Annotated in this window: 17 protein-coding genes and 1 tRNA gene; all 18 read left to right on the top strand. The window is 38.3% G+C overall.

The annotated features are described in order from the left end of the window. Positions 1 to 513 precede the first annotated feature (513 nt). The 18 genes from ACIR131C_RS0119575 (at position 514) to ACIR131C_RS0119660 (ending at position 18,281) form a co-directional block, all read left to right on the top strand. The gene (locus ACIR131C_RS0119575; RefSeq protein WP_028091533.1) at positions 514 to 1,890 is read left to right on the top strand and encodes a CmpA/NrtA family ABC transporter substrate-binding protein; all 1,377 of its coding nucleotides are present in this window, start codon (positions 514 to 516) and stop codon (positions 1,888 to 1,890) included. A 40-nt stretch (positions 1,891 to 1,930) separates the two neighbouring features. Continuing rightward, positions 1,931 to 2,767, top strand: a complete 837-nt coding sequence (gene ntrB, locus ACIR131C_RS0119580; RefSeq protein WP_028091534.1) for a nitrate ABC transporter permease — start codon at positions 1,931 to 1,933, stop codon at positions 2,765 to 2,767. A gap of 75 nt (positions 2,768 to 2,842) precedes the next feature. After that, positions 2,843 to 4,846, top strand: coding sequence for an ABC transporter ATP-binding/substrate-binding protein (locus tag ACIR131C_RS0119585; protein ID WP_028091535.1), 2,004 nt, complete (start codon positions 2,843 to 2,845; stop codon positions 4,844 to 4,846). A 360-nt stretch (positions 4,847 to 5,206) separates the two neighbouring features. Then, a complete protein-coding gene (locus ACIR131C_RS0119590) occupies positions 5,207 to 6,031 on the top strand; it encodes a nitrate ABC transporter ATP-binding protein (protein WP_028091536.1) in 825 nt (274 codons plus the stop codon). 203 nt (positions 6,032 to 6,234) lie between these two features. Next, on the top strand, positions 6,235 to 7,110 hold the full coding sequence (locus tag ACIR131C_RS0119595) for a lipid kinase (RefSeq protein ID WP_028091537.1): 876 nt from the start codon (positions 6,235 to 6,237) through the stop codon (positions 7,108 to 7,110). A gap of 201 nt (positions 7,111 to 7,311) precedes the next feature. Beyond that, positions 7,312 to 7,917 carry an exopolysaccharide biosynthesis protein gene (locus ACIR131C_RS0119600; RefSeq protein WP_028082988.1) on the top strand — a complete coding sequence of 202 codons (606 nt, stop codon included), beginning with the start codon at positions 7,312 to 7,314 and terminating at the stop codon, positions 7,915 to 7,917. A gap of 253 nt (positions 7,918 to 8,170) precedes the next feature. Then, on the top strand, positions 8,171 to 9,769 hold the full coding sequence (locus tag ACIR131C_RS0119605) for an Hsp70 family protein (protein WP_028091538.1): 1,599 nt from the start codon (positions 8,171 to 8,173) through the stop codon (positions 9,767 to 9,769). Between the two features lie 327 nt (positions 9,770 to 10,096). After that, complete coding sequence (gene pstS / locus ACIR131C_RS0119610; protein WP_028091539.1) at positions 10,097 to 11,140, top strand: phosphate ABC transporter substrate-binding protein PstS; 1,044 nt, start codon at positions 10,097 to 10,099, stop codon at positions 11,138 to 11,140. A gap of 108 nt (positions 11,141 to 11,248) precedes the next feature. Further along, positions 11,249 to 12,241, top strand: coding sequence for a phosphate ABC transporter permease subunit PstC (pstC, locus tag ACIR131C_RS0119615; RefSeq protein ID WP_028091540.1), 993 nt, complete (start codon positions 11,249 to 11,251; stop codon positions 12,239 to 12,241). Between the two features lie 79 nt (positions 12,242 to 12,320). Beyond that, positions 12,321 to 13,202, top strand: coding sequence for a phosphate ABC transporter permease PstA (pstA, locus tag ACIR131C_RS0119620; RefSeq protein WP_028091541.1), 882 nt, complete (start codon positions 12,321 to 12,323; stop codon positions 13,200 to 13,202). A gap of 21 nt (positions 13,203 to 13,223) precedes the next feature. Then, the gene (gene pstB / locus ACIR131C_RS0119625) at positions 13,224 to 14,003 is read left to right on the top strand and encodes a phosphate ABC transporter ATP-binding protein PstB (RefSeq protein WP_028091542.1); all 780 of its coding nucleotides are present in this window, start codon (positions 13,224 to 13,226) and stop codon (positions 14,001 to 14,003) included. 87 nt (positions 14,004 to 14,090) lie between these two features. Beyond that, positions 14,091 to 14,687, top strand: coding sequence for a chromophore lyase CpcT/CpeT (locus tag ACIR131C_RS0119630; RefSeq protein WP_028091543.1), 597 nt, complete (start codon positions 14,091 to 14,093; stop codon positions 14,685 to 14,687). Positions 14,688 to 14,820: 133 nt separating this feature from the next. Then, a tRNA-Cys gene (locus tag ACIR131C_RS0119635) sits at positions 14,821 to 14,891 on the top strand. A 232-nt stretch (positions 14,892 to 15,123) separates the two neighbouring features. Further along, positions 15,124 to 15,477: a type II toxin-antitoxin system RelE/ParE family toxin gene (locus ACIR131C_RS0119640; RefSeq protein ID WP_028091544.1), complete on the top strand. Its 354-nt coding sequence runs from the start codon at positions 15,124 to 15,126 to the stop codon at positions 15,475 to 15,477. Beyond that, a complete protein-coding gene (locus tag ACIR131C_RS0119645) occupies positions 15,470 to 16,576 on the top strand; it encodes a helix-turn-helix domain-containing protein (protein ID WP_028091545.1) in 1,107 nt (368 codons plus the stop codon). Before ACIR131C_RS0119640 ends, ACIR131C_RS0119645 begins: the two co-directional genes overlap by 8 nt. A gap of 92 nt (positions 16,577 to 16,668) precedes the next feature. Further along, positions 16,669 to 16,998: a CU044_2847 family protein gene (locus ACIR131C_RS0119650; RefSeq protein ID WP_028091546.1), complete on the top strand. Its 330-nt coding sequence runs from the start codon at positions 16,669 to 16,671 to the stop codon at positions 16,996 to 16,998. A 14-nt stretch (positions 16,999 to 17,012) separates the two neighbouring features. Further along, on the top strand, positions 17,013 to 17,879 hold the full coding sequence (locus ACIR131C_RS0119655) for a trypsin-like peptidase domain-containing protein (protein ID WP_028091547.1): 867 nt from the start codon (positions 17,013 to 17,015) through the stop codon (positions 17,877 to 17,879). Positions 17,880 to 17,972: 93 nt separating this feature from the next. Then, positions 17,973 to 18,281, top strand: a complete 309-nt coding sequence (locus ACIR131C_RS0119660; RefSeq protein WP_231395508.1) for an RpnC/YadD family protein — start codon at positions 17,973 to 17,975, stop codon at positions 18,279 to 18,281. The last annotated feature ends 148 nt before the right edge of the window (positions 18,282 to 18,429 follow it).

An 18,429-nucleotide genomic window follows, 5' to 3' on the forward strand; every position in this document is an offset into this window, starting at 1 on the left:
TCCTGTAATTAATCTTTCAAACTCCCCAATATTGTCTAGCCGTAACGCACCCTACTTAAATATATAGGAAATATATAGGCATAATATTTGATTTTTCTACATGGAAAGGTTCAGATCCCCGACTTATCCAAGAAATCAGGGATATTGATATTATTATCATAGACAATAATCTATATATTAGAGTCATTTCGTAGGTTTCAGGTTAATAGATAAGTTTTTACTTATGTATCCAATTAAATATTTGTTTAATAATTCGAGTTGAGAAATGATCACTTTGATAATAAACACTGTAAACTAGTTTTTACTAGCCAGGTGATACTTAATCACCCCAGGCTCAGAAATTAAACCACGTTTATTACTAAGTATATAAACTAGTCCTTTTTACTCTGAAAAGGGTCTATTTTTAATACCTGGATATAACTGGAAATTTGCATCATAAAGCAAAGAAATGATTTATTTTCTTTGCCTATATTTTCATGGTTAGAAAAATAAATTTTGATATAAGGAGATATAATGACAGAATTTTTTAACCGAGTTTCTCGGCGTAAATTTATTGTCACTGCTGGAATTTCCACCAGTGCAGTATTACTCAAAGGCTGTTTAGGAAATCCACCAGAAACAGGTAATACTGGTAGAAAATCCTCCATTGAACCAGCAGGTAATATTAAACCAGAACAAAAACCAGAAACTACAAAAGCCAAACTGGGATATATTCCAATTGTTGAATCTGCACCATTAATTATTGCCCAAGAAAAAGGCTTTTTTGCTAAATATGGGATGACAGAAGTAGAACTTTCTAAACAAGCTTCTTGGGGTTCAGCCAGGGATAACCTGGAAATTGGTTCTCAAGGGGGTGGTATTGATGGTGGTCAATGGCAAATGCCCATGCCACACTTAATTACAGAAGGTTTAATTACCAAAGGGAATAAACCTATACCAATGTATGTTTTAGCTCAGTTAGTTACACATGGTAACGGAATTGCGATCGCTAACAAACATCTAGGGAAAGGAATTAGCTTAAAACTGGATACTGCTAAACCCCTATTTGCCCAACTCAAATCAGCCAACACACCCTTTACAGCCGCCTTTACCTTCCCTCATGTTAACCAAGACCTATGGATTCGTTACTGGTTAGCAGCAAGTGGAATTGACCCAGATACAGATGTCAAATTATTAACAGTACCTGCGGCACAAACCGTCGCTAACATGAAAACCGGGACAATGGATGCTTTTAGTACCGGAGATCCTTGGCCATTCCGCTTAGTGAATGACAAAATCGGTTTTATGGCCGCATTAACCGCCGAAATTTGGAAAAATCACCCCGAAGAATATTTTGCCATGAGAGGTGATTGGGTAGATCAAAATCCCAAAGCCACAAAAGCCTTATTAAAAGGAATCATGGAAGCCCAGCAATGGCTAGATAAATTTGAAAATCGCCAAGAAGCAGCAGAAATTCTCGCGGTGAAAAAATACTTTGGTTTATCTTCACCAGAAGTTCTAGCTAATCCCTATCAAGGCAAATATGACATGGGGGATGGTCGAAAAATTGATGATAAATCAATGGCTGCTTATTACTGGAAAGACGAAAAAGGTAGTGTTTCCTATCCTTACCAAAGTCATGATTTATGGTTTATAACAGAAAATGTGCGTTGGGGATTTTTGCCCAAAGATTACATTACTAATGGTGCAGCCAAAGCCAAAGAATTAATCAAAAAAGTCAACCGGGAAGATATTTGGCAGGAAGCAGCCAAAGAATTAGGAATAGCTGCGACCGATATTCCCAGTAGTAAATCTCGTGGAGTAGAAACATTTTTTGATGGGATTAAATTTGATCCTGAAAAACCCGAAGAATATCTCAAGAGTTTGAAAATCAAAAAAGCTGGTATTTAGTCATTAGTCATTAATCATTAGTAAATTCGAGGAAAAATTCATGACCATAGCTCAAAAACGTCCCACAACTCCTAAATTTGATAATAGCTTTTTATCAGGATTGCAAAAGCAACTTCCTGAACTTATACCTCCTGCTATTGCAATTGCTATCTTTTTAGTTATTTGGCAAATATTTTCTTGGACACCAGGGGCAACATTACCAGGACCAATTCAAGTTATTCAAGATACTTGGATTTTGATTTTGTATCCATTTTATGATAAAGGCGGCACAGATAAAGGCTTATTCTGGCAAATCTTTGCTAGTTTGCAACGGGTGGCTATTAGCTATACATTAGCAGCAATTGTTGGTATTGGCATAGGAGTTTTAATTGGTGTAAATAAAACCATATCTAAAGCATTAGATCCTCTATTTCAGTTATTAAGAACAGTACCGCCCTTAGCTTGGGTGCCTATTTCCTTAGCAGCTTTAAGACAAAACGAACCAGCGGCATTATTCGTAATTTTCATCACCGCAATTTGGCCGATTTTAATCAACACTGCGGTAGGTGTCACTCAAATTCCCCAAGATTATAATAACGTTGCTAAAGTTCTGCAACTTTCCAAAAAAGAGTATTTCTTGAATATCTTAATTCCTTCAGCATTGCCATACATTTTCACAGGTTTAAGAATTGCCATTGGTTTAGCTTGGTTAGCAATTATTGCGGCTGAAATCGTCATGTCTGGTATTGTCGGAATTGGCTTTTTTATCTGGGATGCTTATCAAAATAACAACGTCAGTGAAGTGATTTTAGCACTAGTTTATATCGGTGTTGTTGGCTTAATCCTAGATAAACTCATGGCTTGGTTACAGAACAAAATTTTACCAGAACAGAAATAGTCATTAGTTATTGGTCGTTAGTAAATAAATAACCAATTACCCATTACCCATTACCCATTACCAATCATTAAAACTATGTCAGTATTTGTTGCCGTTGATCAAATTAATAAAGTCTTTGAATTAAGTGGTGGTGGTCAATATATCGCCCTTAAAGGTATTGATTTGCAAATTAAAAAAGGCGAATTTATTTCCTTAATTGGTCACTCCGGTTGTGGTAAATCAACCCTTTTAAATATGATGGCTGGGTTAGATCTACCCACAGAAGGTTTAGTAACCTTAGAAGGACAAAGGATTAAAAAACCAGGTCCTGATAGAATGGTAGTCTTTCAAAATTATTCCCTTTTACCTTGGCGCACGGTCAGAGAAAATATTGCTTTAGCAGTAGATTCAGTATTACATGGAATGCCAGCAGCAGAAAGGAAAGACATTATCGAAAAACATATAGATATGGTAGGTTTGCGTCCCCATGCTGACAAACAACCAGGAATGTTATCAGGGGGACAAAAACAACGGGTAGCTATAGCCCGCGCCTTGGCAATTCGGCCTAAACTATTATTATTAGATGAACCATTCGGGGCATTAGACGCATTAACTCGCGGTAATTTGCAAGAACAATTAATGCAAATTTGTGAAGAAAATCAAGTTACCGCAGTTATGGTGACCCATGATGTAGATGAAGCCGTTTTGTTATCCGATAGAATTGTCATGTTAACTAACGGACCCGAATCGAAAATTGGGGATATTTTAGAAGTTGATATTCCCCGACCTCGTAAACGAATGGAAGTTGTAGAACATCCTAGTTACTACAGTTTGCGAAGTGAAATGATTTACTTCCTTAACCAACAAAAACGTGTTAAGAAAATCCGCGCCAGAAAAACCGCAGCAGTTGTCCGTCATGGCTTGGAAAAAGTTAATTTAGAAATCGGTTTTTTACCCCTTACCGCTTGCGCCCCCCTGGCTATAGCCAAAGAAAAAGGCTTCTTTATTAAACACGGTTTAGACGAAGTTAATTTAGTCAGAGAAAGCAGTTGGCGGGGAATTGTGGATGGGATGACTGGTGGTTATTTAGATGCAGCCCAAATGCCTTCAGGAATGCCAATGTGGTTATCTTTAGGCGGGCATAAAAATGAACCTTTGCCAGTTGTTACCTCCTTAACAATGACTCGCAATGGTAACGCCATTACCTTAGCAAAAAGATTTTATGATGCCGGAGTCCGCAGTTTATCAGACTTTAAAAACTACCTGTTAAAAACCCGTGACCAACAACATAGAATGGGTGTAGTTCATCCCGCGTCAATGCACAATTTACTTCTCCGTTATTGGTTAGCAGCAGGAGGAATTGATCCCGACATTGACGTAGATATGAAAAATATTCCTCCTGCCCAAATGGTAGTAGATTTAAAAGGTGCAACCATTGACGGTTATTGTGTAGGTGAACCTTGGAATTATCGGGCTGCGGTAGAAGGTTCAGGCTTTACCATTGCCACAGATTTAGAAGTTTGGTTAGGACATCCTGGTAAAGTTTTAGGAGTAAGAGAAGACTGGGCAGAAACTTATCCTAATACCCATATTGCCTTAACCAAAGCCTTATTAGAAGCCTGTCAATATTGTGCAAATCCTAATAACGCCCAAGAAGTGCGGCAAATTTTAGCAAGTCGGGAATATGTCAGCACAGACATTGATTATATCCAAATTGAAGATCCAAATAATGCTACCTGTGACTTAGATCATCCCATGCGAGAATATGCCCATCATCAATTTTATTCCGAATCTGCTATTAATCGCCCTAGTCGCACCGAACAAATTTGGATTATGACTCAATTAGCGCGGTGGGGTGATACTCCCTTCCCTAGAAATTGGGTAGAAATAGTTGAAAGGGTGTGTCGAGTGCGTGTTTTTAGTACAGCAGCCAGAGAACTAGGTTTAGATATTAGTTATACCCGTCAACCCATTCAATTATTTGATCGTAAACCCTTTAACGCTGATGATCCCATTAGCTATCTTAACGACCTAGAAATTAAACGGGATTTCTCCATAGCTGAAGTTATTTTAGAATCCCCCAGAAAAACCGCAGCTTAAATCAAAATCTTGTGGGGTGGACATCCTGTCTGCCCAAAAATCCAGGAAAATCAAAATAAATCTTGTGGGGTGGACATCCTGTCTGCCCAAAAATCCAAAGGACGGGCAAGATGCCCATCCCACAAAACTAACAAAATCATCGGCAAGATGCCCATCCCACAAAACTAACAAAATCATCTTTTCTCGTTCCCATACTCTGTATGGGAATGAATTACAGAAGGATCTGCCTTCGATTACACTTCAATTATACCAGAGGCAGAGCCTCTTGATAGCATTCCCAGTCTGAGACTGGGAACGAGATAACGAGATAATAAAATCTCTTTTTTACTTGGCACGAAACCTTCTACCAATTACTAAACAATGCAAAACCTCAAAACCACTAACACAATTAACCGTCAACCCTTCCTAGAAATTAAAGAAGTTTGTAAAATTTATCCCACTAAAAAAGGACCATTTACCGTTCTTGATGGTGTTAATCTCAACGTCGAAAAAGGTGAATTTATTTGCGTTATTGGCCATTCTGGCTGCGGTAAATCAACGTTATTAAACATGGTTTCTGGTTTTAACTTTCCTACCACTGGACAAGTTTTATTAGAAGGAAACCCAATTACTAAACCAGGTCCAGACCGCATGGTGGTATTTCAAAACTATGCGTTATTACCTTGGAGAACAGCTTTTGAAAATATTTATTTAGCTGTCAATGCAGTTTATCCTACTAAGCCAGAAGCAGAAAAAAGGGCTATTGTCAGAGAACATTTAGCTATGGTGGGTTTAGGGGACGCAATGGAAAAGAAACCCATGCAAATGTCTGGAGGTATGAGACAAAGGGTATCTATTGCCAGGGCTTTAGCTATTCGTCCCAAGGTGCTAATTTTAGATGAACCTTTTGGGGCGTTAGATGCAATTACCAAGGAAGAATTACAAGAGGAATTGTTGAAAATTTGGGGTGATAATCGTTGTACAGTTTTGATGATTACCCATGATATTGATGAGGCTTTATTTTTGGCGGATAAGTTAGTCATGATGACCAATGGACCCCATGCAAAAATTGGGGAAGTGATGGAAATTCCTTTTTCTCGTCCTAGAGATAGAGCCAGAATTATGGAAGATCCGCAATATTATCAATTGCGAAATTATGCCTTAGATTTCTTGTTTAACCGTTTTGCCCATGATGATGTCGGTTAGTCACGTGGTCATGTAGGTTGGTTTGAGAAAACCAACCTACGGAAATAAAGTATATAGGGTGCGTTAACATCGCTAAAAAATGATAAAATGGGGCTATTAAATTAAATACGCGACATAACGCACCACGTTTATGAGAAATAATCCCATAGATTCAGGGGCGTTTTTATTGCAACCTGATGAATTGTGATTAAAGGAAATTACTAATGAGTACCCGCGCCCTATTGTTAGTAAATCGTCATTCTCGTCAAGGACAAGAACGGTACCAAGAAGTAATAAATTGTTTAAATCGCCTGGGTTTAACAATAATTGCAGAATCTACTCAAGATTCTACACAATTAGGTAAATTTATTCGCCACTATCAAAAGGAAATAGATTTAGTAATTATCGGTGGTGGTGATGGTACACTTAATGCTGCCATAGAAGCAATAATTGAGACTCAATTACCTTTGGGAATTTTACCTTTAGGAACTGCTAACGATTTAGCGAGAACTTTGGCTATTCCCAATTCTCTACCGGAAGCTTGTAAAATTATCGCAGCGGGAAAGTTACGACGAATTGATTTAGGTTGGGTGAATAATAAGTATTTCTTTAATGTTGCTAGTTTGGGGTTAAGTGTCAATATTACTCAACAATTGACTAAAGAAATTAAACGCCGTTGGGGTATATTTGCCTATGCTGTTATCGCGTTGCAAGTAATTTGGAAATCTCGCCCTTTTAGTGCGGAAATTCGCATCAATGACCAATCATTTTTAGTGAAAACTGTACAAATTGCTGTGGGTAATGGCCGTTATTATGGTGGTGGTATGGCTGTAGTTCATGATGCTGCTATAGATGACCAAAGACTGGATCTTTATAGTTTGGAAATTGATCATTGGTGGCAAATTCTCCCCCTACTTCCAGCCATGCGTCGAGGGCGACATATTCAATGGCCAAATGTTCGCGCCCTTTATGGTCAGGAAATTACAGTATATACCCGCAAACCCCATTCTATTAATACTGACGGAGAAATCACAACCTATACTCCCGCCGTTTTTCGGGTGATTCCTCAAGCGATCGCTATTTTCGTTCCTGATGTATAATCTTGACTATGATTTATCTGATTGACATGATTCATTTGATCATATTTTAACAGGCAGCTAGGAATTTTCGCTCCTGAATTTTGCTGGATGTTGATAACATTACAATCATCATCACCAAAATCATCTCCATCATAGTTATGATTTATTCGATGATACTTTAAATCATGATCACAAAAATCATCTCAACCCTGAATCATAGCTATGAATCTAAGGTTTTCTCAAGAAATTAAATCTCTACTGCAACGCTTAAGCGAACAACCTCTAACTTTAGGTGATATTCTCTTAGAAACGTCAGAACGGGGTTTTAGCTTAGTGATTACATTATTGGTATTACCCTTTTTGTTTCCTATGCCACCTGGTTTAAGCAGTCCTCTCGGCGGTGCTTGTTTGCTATTATCCATGCAAATGGTTTTAGGCAGAAGAACACCTTGGCTACCGAAAAAAATCGCTAACTATCAATTTCCTAACGCTTTCGCCCAAATTATTTTACAAAATTTGCGCCGGGTTACTAGAATTTTAGAAAAAATTGCCCGTCCCCGATTCCAAAAATTGGCTAATCATCCTTGGATTTGGCGATTTAACGGGCTGTGTATCTCTTGGTTGACAATATTGTTGATTTCTCCCGTTCCCTTCACTAATCCTATCCCAACCGTGGGGATTTTACTTCTGGCCGTTGCTACCATTGAATCGGATGGGTTACTCATGTGTATTAGCTATGTTGCCACTCTTTTAATTACGCTACTGTTTGGTTTTATTGGTTATGCTGCATGGTTAGCGCCCAATTTGTTGCCTTCTATTTTCAAATGAAATATTTGATCTTTCTGGTAAAAAGTTGTTAAAATGGCCACCAAAAATTAAAAAAAATCCCCTCAACTAACTAAAAGCTGAGGGTCATGGTTTAATTAAGGTGCATCTACTGTTACAGTATCCACTAGTTCTTTTCATATACCCGGATAATTCTAGTGGGAATTTTATTTTTTTATTCTGATATAGTTTGGTAGTCGGGAATATTCCCTATTCTCTATTTCCTGAAGTAATATAAAATATCATATTATGGCTTATGGCGATCGCTATTGATTTTGGTACAAGTAATACAGTCATCACTCGTTGGAACCCTGTCACCCAACAAGCAGAGACCCTTAATTTGCCTCGTTTGTCAACACAACAGCATCTTAACCCCCCATTAATCCCCAGTTTAGTATACATAGAAAACGCCAGCTTAGGTAAAATTATAGCAGGTCAGCAGGTACGCGATCGCGGTTTGGACATGAAAACTGATACCAGATTTTTCCGTAACTTTAAACGGGGAATTGGTGCAGATATCCAGGGGTTTTTACCGGAACTTGATGATGAAAATATTACTTTTGAGCTAGTAGGAAAATGGTTTTTAACTCAAGTAATTACCGAATTAGCAATCATCGAAGGAAGTATAGATTCCTTGGTGTTGACCGCACCAGTAGACAGTTTTGAAGCTTATCGTTACTGGTTAGGCAAAGTTTGTCAATCACTACCAGTAGAACAGATACGGATGTTAGATGAACCCACCGCAGCGGCTTTAGGGTACGGTTTAACAGATAAAGGAACTTTATTAGTTGTTGACTTTGGTGGTGGAACATTAGACTTGTCTTTAGTTAGCTTAGATCAAGGAACACAAGCCAAAAATAAACCTCTGGGATTTCTGCTTAAATGGGGTGAAAGAACCCTGGGTGAAGATTCTAAACAAAAAACGAAAACAGCCCGTGTATTGGCGAAAGCAGGACAAAATCTGGGCGGAACTGATATTGATAACTGGATAGTAGATTATTTTGCGAAAAGCCAAGGATTACCAGTAAGTTCATTGACAGCGCGGTTAGCAGAAAAGGTAAAAATTCAGTTATCAACTCAAGATCAAGTTACTGAAGTTTATTTTGATGATCAGACTTTTACAAGTTATGAAATGAACCTGAATCGTGATACGCTGGAAAATATTTTACGGGAAAACGGATTTTTTGATCAACTGGATAGTGCCATGATGACGCTATTACAACAAGGACGAAATTACAATATAGAAATTGATGATATTAATGCAGTATTATTAGTTGGTGGAACGGTGCAATTACCAATAATACAGACATGGATAGAACAATATTTTCAACCAGAAAAAATCCGTCGTCAATTGCCTTTTGAAGCTATTGCTCATGGAGCATTACAAATAACTCAAGGAATAGAAATTAAAGACTATCTTTATCATAGTTATGGTGTGCGTTATTGGGATCGTCGTCATCAACGTCATCAGTGGCATCCTATCATTAAAACCGGACAACCTTACCCCATGACTCAACCAGTAGAATTAACTTTGGGCGCTTCTGTAGAAAACCAACCCAGTATTGAATTAATTATTGGAGAATTAGGAATAGAAAGCGGTGCAACAGAGGTATATTTTGATGGAGACAGATTGATTACTCGTCAGCTTGATAGTCCAGCAACCATCGTCAAACCATTGAATGATAACACAGAAGCCAGTAAAATTGCTAAACTTACACCGCCTGGTTTTCCCGGTAGTGATCGTATTAAAGTTTACTTTCAGGTTGATGAACAAAGGTTTTTAAGAATGACTATTGAAGACTTACTAACAAATAGTATTTTAGTAGAAAATCAACTTGTAGCACAATTAAGTTAAAATTTTAACTTAATTTTAACTTAATTTAAACTTAAAATTTACCACGATGATAAATCATCAGATGGGTTATCTTTTGGTTTCTACATTTATTGATTTTACTGGCATAATTTTAAACATAGTAGGACTTACGCAAGATTCATGGAATAACGAACCACTCCAGGCACAGAGGTCACGGAGAAATAAGGATTTGAGAGATATTTTGCGTAAGTCCTGCATAGTTTAAACTTTTTTTTACCTATATTTAATGTATTCTTAACCATAGGCAATCACCCTTAGTTCAAGATGTAATTGGCTTTCGCCGGGTATTTCTAAAAATTAAGAGGCAGTATGACTTTTTTAACCAGTGTTTTAATGAATCGTTTTATTACTACTTCGCTATTAACAGGGGCTGTTACGTTAAGTCCAGTCTTGAGTACAATGGCATTAGCTCAGACTTTGAACGGTGCAGGAGCAACATTTCCCGCTCCTCTTTACGAAAAGTATGCCCGTGAAGTTAGGAAAAAATATCCTGATTTGAAAGTTAATTACCAAGCCATTGGTAGTGGTGGTGGTATTCGTCAAACCATTGCGGGAACTGTGGACTTTGGTGCTAGTGATGCAGCAATGAAAGATGATGAGATTGCTAAAGTTAAAAATGGTGTCATTTTAGTACCTACTGCTGGTGGTGCTGTTTCCGTTGTTTATAATGTACCTGGTGTCAACAACCTGAGATTATCTCGCACTACATTACCAGATATTTTCTCTGGAAGAATTACTAACTGGAGTGACGCGAAAATTAAAGCGGATAACCCTGGTGTAAATCTACCAAATCAACCAATTAAATTTGTGGTTCGCGCTGATGGTAGTGGTACAACATTCATTTTTACTAACCATTTAAGTTCTATTAGCGGTTATTTCAAAGGTAGAATTGGTGCTAATACCGCTCCGAAATGGACTTTACCAAACGCCCTCAAAGGTAAAGGAAATCCAGGGGTAGCTGCATTGGTGAAAAGCAATCCCGGATCTATTGGTTATGTTGAATATGACTATGCTACCAAAAACAATCTAAAATCGGCAGAAGTGCAAAACAAGAAAAGACAATTTGTCGCTCCTTCCCTAGCATCTGCTAACTCAGCCTTATCAAATGTAAATTTTCCTGACAACTACCGCGTTTTTATTGGAGACCCAGACCAAGGTTATCCCATTGTTGGTTTAACTTGGATGATGGTTTACAAACAGTATTCTAACCCCGCTAAAGCTGACGCAATTAAAAAATGGATTAACTGGGTTCTCAAGGACGGTCAACAATATAATGATGACCTCAACTACACTAAAATTCCCAGTGATGTTGTCAACCGTGTATTAAAGACTGTAAATAGCACTGTCAAGTAATTTTATACACAAACTCACAAGTACCACGCCCTCACCCTTTCCTTAGGGGAGGGAATCATCTCTTCATAAAATGTATATTCCTTTTATTTTCTCCATCTGTTATTAATCATGACTAATTCCTTTGAAGAACGGGACAATAATTCACTGAGTTTAAATAATGGAAAGATTGATTTAATATCAATCGGTGGTACTAACTTCTGGTTTGATAGAGGATTTACCTGGCTGGTGTATCTTTTTGCTGGTATTACTGTAGCCATTCTATTTGTGATGACTTGGGTAATTTTTCAGCAAGCACAACCGGCTATTGGTCAATTCGGACTGGGCTTTTTATGGAGTCAAGATTGGGATACAGGTAATCAAATTTTCGGCGCGTTGCCCTATATTTATGGAACACTGGTAAGTAGTGCGATCGCTATTTTACTAGCTGTACCCGTGGGTATATCCATAGCTTTAGTAACTAGTGAGGATTTCTTACCCATTCCGGTTAAAAGTACCCTCGCTTTTGTGGTAGAATTAATTGCAGCTATCCCCAGTGTAATTATCGGTTTATGGGGAATTTTTGTATTTATTCCTGTCATCAAACCTTTGGAAAAATGGCTTGGTGGCACTTTTGCATTCATACCACTATTTAATACCGAAGATCCAGTGGGAAATAATATGTTGACAGCGGGAATTATTCTCTCCATTATGATTTTACCGACAATGGCAGCTATTTCTCGTGATGTAATGTTGGTCATTCCTAAGGATTTACGTACTTCATCTATGGCTTTGGGAGGAACTCGCTGGGAAACAATTTTTCGGGTGTTATTACCAGCAGGATTTTCCGGGTTGGTAAGTGCAGCTATGTTGTCTCTTGGTAGGGCTTTGGGAGAAACAATGGCAGTAACCATGGTAATTGGTAATTACGCTCAAATCAGTCTATCTTTACTTGATCCAGCATACACAATCCCCGCTGTTTTAGCTAATGAATTTGCCGAAGCTGAACCAGGATTACATATTGGTTCGTTAAGCTATTTAGGCTTAATTTTATTTGCCTTAACTCTAGCTGTCAATATTGCGGCTGTTTTATTAGTTAAATGGGTTGGTAAAAAGAATAGATGAAAGGAGTCAAGAAGAAGGAAGAAAAAATGAAAATTTCTGTCTAAAATCTAAAATCCAAAATCCAAAATCCAAAATCAATATGAGTGATTCTTTCAATTCGCAAATAGATCAATCCATAGCAACGGAATTATGCAAGCCCTTACCTACCAGTAGACAAGTATTTACATACTTAATGAATGGACTGGCCTTTGGTTTAACGGCATTAGCACTTCTACCATTATTGTCCATATTGTGGGAAATTTTGCACAGGGGACTTTCTGGCTTTAGATTGGAGATGTTATTTAGTCCATTAATTGAAAATGGCTTTGCCAATGCTATTCTTGGTACTATACTCATGGTCAGCATTGGTGCATTATTCAGTATTCCTGTGGGGGTAATGACGGGAATTTTCTTAGCGGAATTTAGTCAAACCAACCCAGTCACTCAATATGTTAGATTTATCACTAGCATTATCACGGGTGTGCCTTCAATTGTGGTGGGGATGTTCGCTTATGGTGTGATTGTTTTAATAACTAAGCAATTTAGCGCCATTGCTGGAGGTTTTGCTTTATCTGTAATTATGCTACCAGTGATAGTATTGACAACAGAAGAAGCTTTAAAGTTAATTCCTATACCTCAACGTCTTGCATCCGCAGCCTTGGGAGGGACCCGCTTCCAGACTACTTTTCGCGTGATTATTAGTGCTGCCATTCCCGGAATTACTACGGGTATTTCCTTGGCCATAGCTCGTGCTGCTGGTGAAACCGCACCACTAATTTTTACCGCTTTATTTAGTCAAAATTGGTCAGATAGTTTATTAAGTCCTACTGCTTCGTTACCAGTATTGATTTTTAATCTTTATAATAATCCCGACCCAGCAGTAAACCAATTAGTTTGGACTACTTCTATCATTCTTCTGACCATAGTGCTATTTTTTAGCTTGATATCTCGCTTAATCTCTCAGAAAAGTAAAGCCAATTAAAAACGTTTTTTGTATTAAATTATGAGTAATCTAACCACAGCGATCAAAGTCAAAAATCTTAGCTTTTATTACGGCAACTATAAAGCTATTCAAGGGATATCATTGGATATCTATAAAAACCAAGTTACCGCACTAATTGGTCCGAGTGGTTGTGGTAAATCTACGTTTATCAAAACTATTAATCGCATTAGTGAATTAGAGGGAAAAGTCAAAGTTGAAGGTAATATCGAATTTTTTGGTCAAAACATCTATGACCCTCGCATTAATATCAATCGTCTGCGTCGGGAAATTGGTATGGTATTCCAAAAACCAAACCCTTTTCCCATGAGTATTTATGAAAATATTGCTTACGGCGTAAAAATTGCTGGCCGATGTCCGAAAGTAGAATTAGATGAAATTGTGGAATCCGCGCTTAAAGGTGCTGCCCTCTGGGATGAGGTCAAAGATAAACTAAAACAATCTGCTTTTGGGCTTTCTGGTGGACAACAGCAGCGTCTTTGTATCGCTAGGGCTTTAGCAGTCAAACCCAAGGTGTTACTCATGGATGAACCTTGTTCAGCCCTCGATCCTATTGCTACCATGAAAGTGGAAGACTTAATTCACAAATTGCGAACAGAATTTACGATTGTCATTGTCACCCATAATATGCAGCAAGCAACCCGTGTTTCTGATTTCACGGCCTTTTTCAGTACCGATGAAAGTCGCATCGGTCAAATGGTAGAATTTGGTGTTACCAGTCAAATCTTTGGTAGTCCCTTAGATGCTCGTACCCGTGACTATGTTTCTGGACGTTTTGGTTAAATACGGATAAACTCAATACAAGATGTAGCTTGAGCCTCATCAGGATTTAAAATCATAAGCATTCCTCATGCAAAATCCAAAATTAGTATGACTCATTCTACAGATATTACCACCTTAGCACGGTGGATGGCGGCCGATTTTAGCAATCAAGCCCAAGTTTTCGAGAATCCGGCTTTTTTTGCCCATATTCGCGTATGTATGCGTCCCCTAAATTGGCAGGTATTATCAGGGGTGAGTTTGTTTGTGGAACAAGCTTACGACTATATGCTGAATAAACCCTACCGCGTGCGGGTGTTACATCTGACAACTGTAGGGGATAAAATCCACATTGAAAACTATACAGTCAAAGCAGAAAAAGACTATTACGGTGCTTCCCGTGATTTACCCCGGTTACAAACTTTAACAAGCGATCGCCTAGAAAAGCTTTCTGGTTGTAACATGATTGTAGAATGGACTGGCAGCCAATTCAAAGGCACAGTCGAACCAGGAAAGGGCTGCATTGTCATCCGTGACGGGCAAAGAACCTATTTGGATAGTGATTTTGAAATTGACGGTGAAAGGTTCATCAGCCGTGACAGAGGGCGAAATCCTGAAACAGATGAGCATATTTGGGGTTCGGTCGCTGGTCCTTTTCACTTCCTGCGTTGGGGGAATTTTGCCCAAGAAGTCCAATTAAATCCTTAAAATCCAATACTGGACAGGCTTTCAGTCTGTCCAGTCTGTGAAAAAAATTCATAATCAAAAGCATAATTAAAAAAATTTCTCCTAGATAGTGCAAATTGGGAAAAATGGTGCTATCATAAGTAATCGTAGGCGCGGCGACATAGCCAAGTGGTAAGGCAAGGGTCTGCAAAACCTTCACCCCCGGTTCAAATCCGGGTGTCGCCTTTGAGAAAAACCAGCCAAAACCAAGCATTTCCAGGTTTTAGGTAATAAGTAATAAATTATGTAAATTATGGGACGGGTTTAATACTCGTCCTAAATTTTTTTGGCATAGATGGGGATATAAGAGATTTATTTACCAAAACGGTAAAGGATTACATTAATTGATATGATATCTTCTCTGGAATATAACAAATTTATTTACCAAAATGGTAAACTTGTATTAGTCTACTAACGCATGGAAATTTCTTTCGCTGACGGCAAACTAAAAAAACTATGTCTAGAGGAGAAAGAAGCACAAAAAAAATTGGGTGCAGACTGTAGCAAGAAATTGAAAACCCGATTGGCGGATCTTGCTGCTGTTAGTTGTGTCGCGGAATTAACTGCTGGTTCTCCCCATAGATTAACAGGAGATCGGGCAGGTCAATACGCATTAGACATAGATAAGAGTAAACCAGGAAGAGGGCGAGGAGGTAAAAGACTTGTATTTAAACCTGATAATGACCCCGTTCCCTCAACTGAGGATGGGAGTGTAGATTGGTCAAAAGTTACTGCTGTTTGTATTGTTTTTATTGGAGATTACCATGATTGAGACAACCCGACCATTTACTCCAGATTGGGTATCTCCTCCCGGTGATACCATTGCTGATATATTAGAAGAGCGTGATTGGACACAAATAGATTTAGCATACCGATTAGGCTACAGCACTAAACATATCAGCTTGTTAATTAATGGCAAAGCACCTATCAATGAAGAAACAGCCCTGAAGCTGGAACGAGTTTTAGGGAGTACAGCCGCATTTTGGCTCAAGCGTGAAGCTCAATATCGCGCTGGTTTAGCTAGTAAAGAAGAGGAAACCCGCTTAAAAGAGTGGATATCTTGGTTAGATCAATTACCAGTTAAAGAATTAATGAACCAAGGTGTAATTCCTAAATGTAATTTAATTGCTAAAAATAAACCAGGAGTGGTAAAAAATTTATTACAGTTTTTTGGTGTTGCTTCACCGGAAGAGTGGCAGAAATGCTACGGAAGTTTAGAAGTTAATTTTCGTCGCACCCGCGAAGAACAAAGTGATGTTGGTGCTATTTCCGCATGGTTGCGGTTGGGGGAAATAGAAGCAGAAAAATTAGATTGTCCTAAATACAGTAAATCAAAGTTTGAAAAAGCGGTGCAGGAAATTCGCTCTTTGACGGTGTTACCACTAGCAGAATTTGAACCACGGATGCAACAATTATGCCGAGAATCTGGGGTTGTGTTGGTTTTAATACCATCAATTAAAGGAGCGCACGTTAGTGGTGTAGCGCGGTGGTTAAATCCCCATAAAGCCCTGATTCAACTTTCACTTTACGGTAAAACTAATGATCGGTTCTGGTTCAATTTCTTCCATGAAGCTGCACATATCCTATTACATAATAAAGAAAATATTTTTCTCGATGAATGGGATAATGGGAAAAGTTTGGAATCTGAGCCAGAACAGGAAGCTGATCAGTGGTCGCGGGAATTTTTAATACCTTGTGAGTATGAAGGAGAATTAGCGCAACTTAAATCTAAAGCTGATGTTGTTGATTTTGCAGCGCGTATTGCTATTCATTCTGGAATTGTGGTCGGTCGCTTGCAACATGATCATCTAATAGATCGCTCTTGGATGAATGGTTTGAAGGAGAGTCTTTGTTTTCAAGGGGTAGAATAAGTTCAAGTTGAATTATTGTTTTTTACTTTTCAAATATGCAGGGAATGTTATATATTTGATGTTGCATAGTTTAATTAACAGTATATATATACATGACAGAAAAGCAATTAGTTGAGTTTAAGTTAGAAAATGACGGTAAATTCTTAGTGGAAATTGAGGAATCAGAAGATACATTTAGTTCTACTGAGAGAGTCGCTTTACCATCTGGTCGCATGGTTGCAGAGGCAAAACAAACTTTTGAAGCAGCCCTAGATAATATTAAGCCTGTAGTTGCCAGCATTAGTAACAAATTTAAAGACTTAGGTCCCAAGGAAATGGAAGTTAAGTTTGGAGTCAAACTCAGTGCTGATGCAGGAGTAATTTTAACTTCTGTGGGTGGAGAAGTCACTTTTGAGATTACGGTGAAGTGGAGTAAGGACTAAGATTTGTAAGTTTTATGTCAACTGAAAATTATTTTCAGGTCTTTAAATGTGCGATCGCTCGCATTTATAATAAACAGGGTAAAGTTGTTGGTGCTGGTTTTTTAGTGACTCAATACCATCTTCTTACCTGCGCTCATGTAATTACAGCAGCTTTGAGTATTGTCACTAATACACAAGACCCTCCAACTGAAACTATAGAAGTTGATTTTCCTCTGATTGCACCTGGACAAAAAGTAAAAGCCAATGTTGCATTTTGGCAACCTGTGAACCCAGGACAAAGCAAGGAAGATATTGCGGGATTACAGATAGATGATACTCTACCAACGGGTGTGAGTCCTGTAAAACTTGTCACCACATCAGATTATTGGCAACATAAATTTCGCATCTTTGGCTTTCCCCAAGGACATGATACTGGTGTTTGGGCTGACGGTGAACTGCGTGATATTCAAGCTACACGCTGGATACAAATAGAAGCCATTAAAGTTCCTGGGTATCAGATTGAACCGGGTTTTAGTGGTTCTCCTGTATGGGATGAATCATTACAGGGAGTTGTAGGTATGGCTGTGGCCGCAGAGAAAAAGCGAGAGGGTGTGAAAGCGGCATTTATGATGCCTACAACAGTGTTAGTGGAAACTTGGGATTTTTTAAATCAAGCCATTCAGCAAAAAACAATAAATTCTTCTCCCTCTTTAAGTCGGGTACAAGAAATTAAAGCTAGGGAATTGAACAAACGATTAGTAATTTTAGAAGGTGATTATGAAGCAGTTTATAACCAATTGAATTACACAGAAAATGCCGAAAGTCGTAATAATTTACAACGACAATTAAACAGGATTGAACAGGAGATGAATGATGTCGTTGAAAAATTAAATAATAATTAAAAATGATCAGGTAATAACCATTTTCGAGTTTAGGGGTTTAGTGAATAGAATTCGGAAACCCAACCCACGCAGGTGGGTTTTGTCTGTGTAGACGTGGTTTCTAACCGCCCCTTTAATCAACCCATGTTCGAGTTATCAAATCTTTTAGAATTAGTAGAGAGAATGCTGATTTATAAATTTTCATCCTATAGCCGTCAGGAGTTGGAAACAATGTTTGGATTAACAGAATGGCAACAAACTCGATTTTATCAGGAAGTTAAGGAAGAAGTTAGGGAAGAGATCAAGGAAGAGACGAAGTTAGAAACGATTCCTAGATTGTTAAGTGAGGGGTTAACTGTAGAACCAATTGCTCGTATATTGGAGTTAGATATCGAAGTAGTGAAACAAGCAATCAAAAAGTAAAGTAAATAATGTTGCATGACAGATTTTAATTTAGTTGTAGGGGTAAAGCAAAAGCTGATAGGTGTCAACTTACAGGGGTTTCCGTTCTTATGAGGTACATCTTAAGCCCCCTCCTCGCACCCCCCTCAATCCCCCCGCAGCGGGGGGA

This window comes from Dolichospermum circinale AWQC131C, from assembly GCF_000426905.1.
Classification (GTDB): Bacteria; Cyanobacteriota; Cyanobacteriia; order Cyanobacteriales; family Nostocaceae; genus Dolichospermum; species Dolichospermum circinale.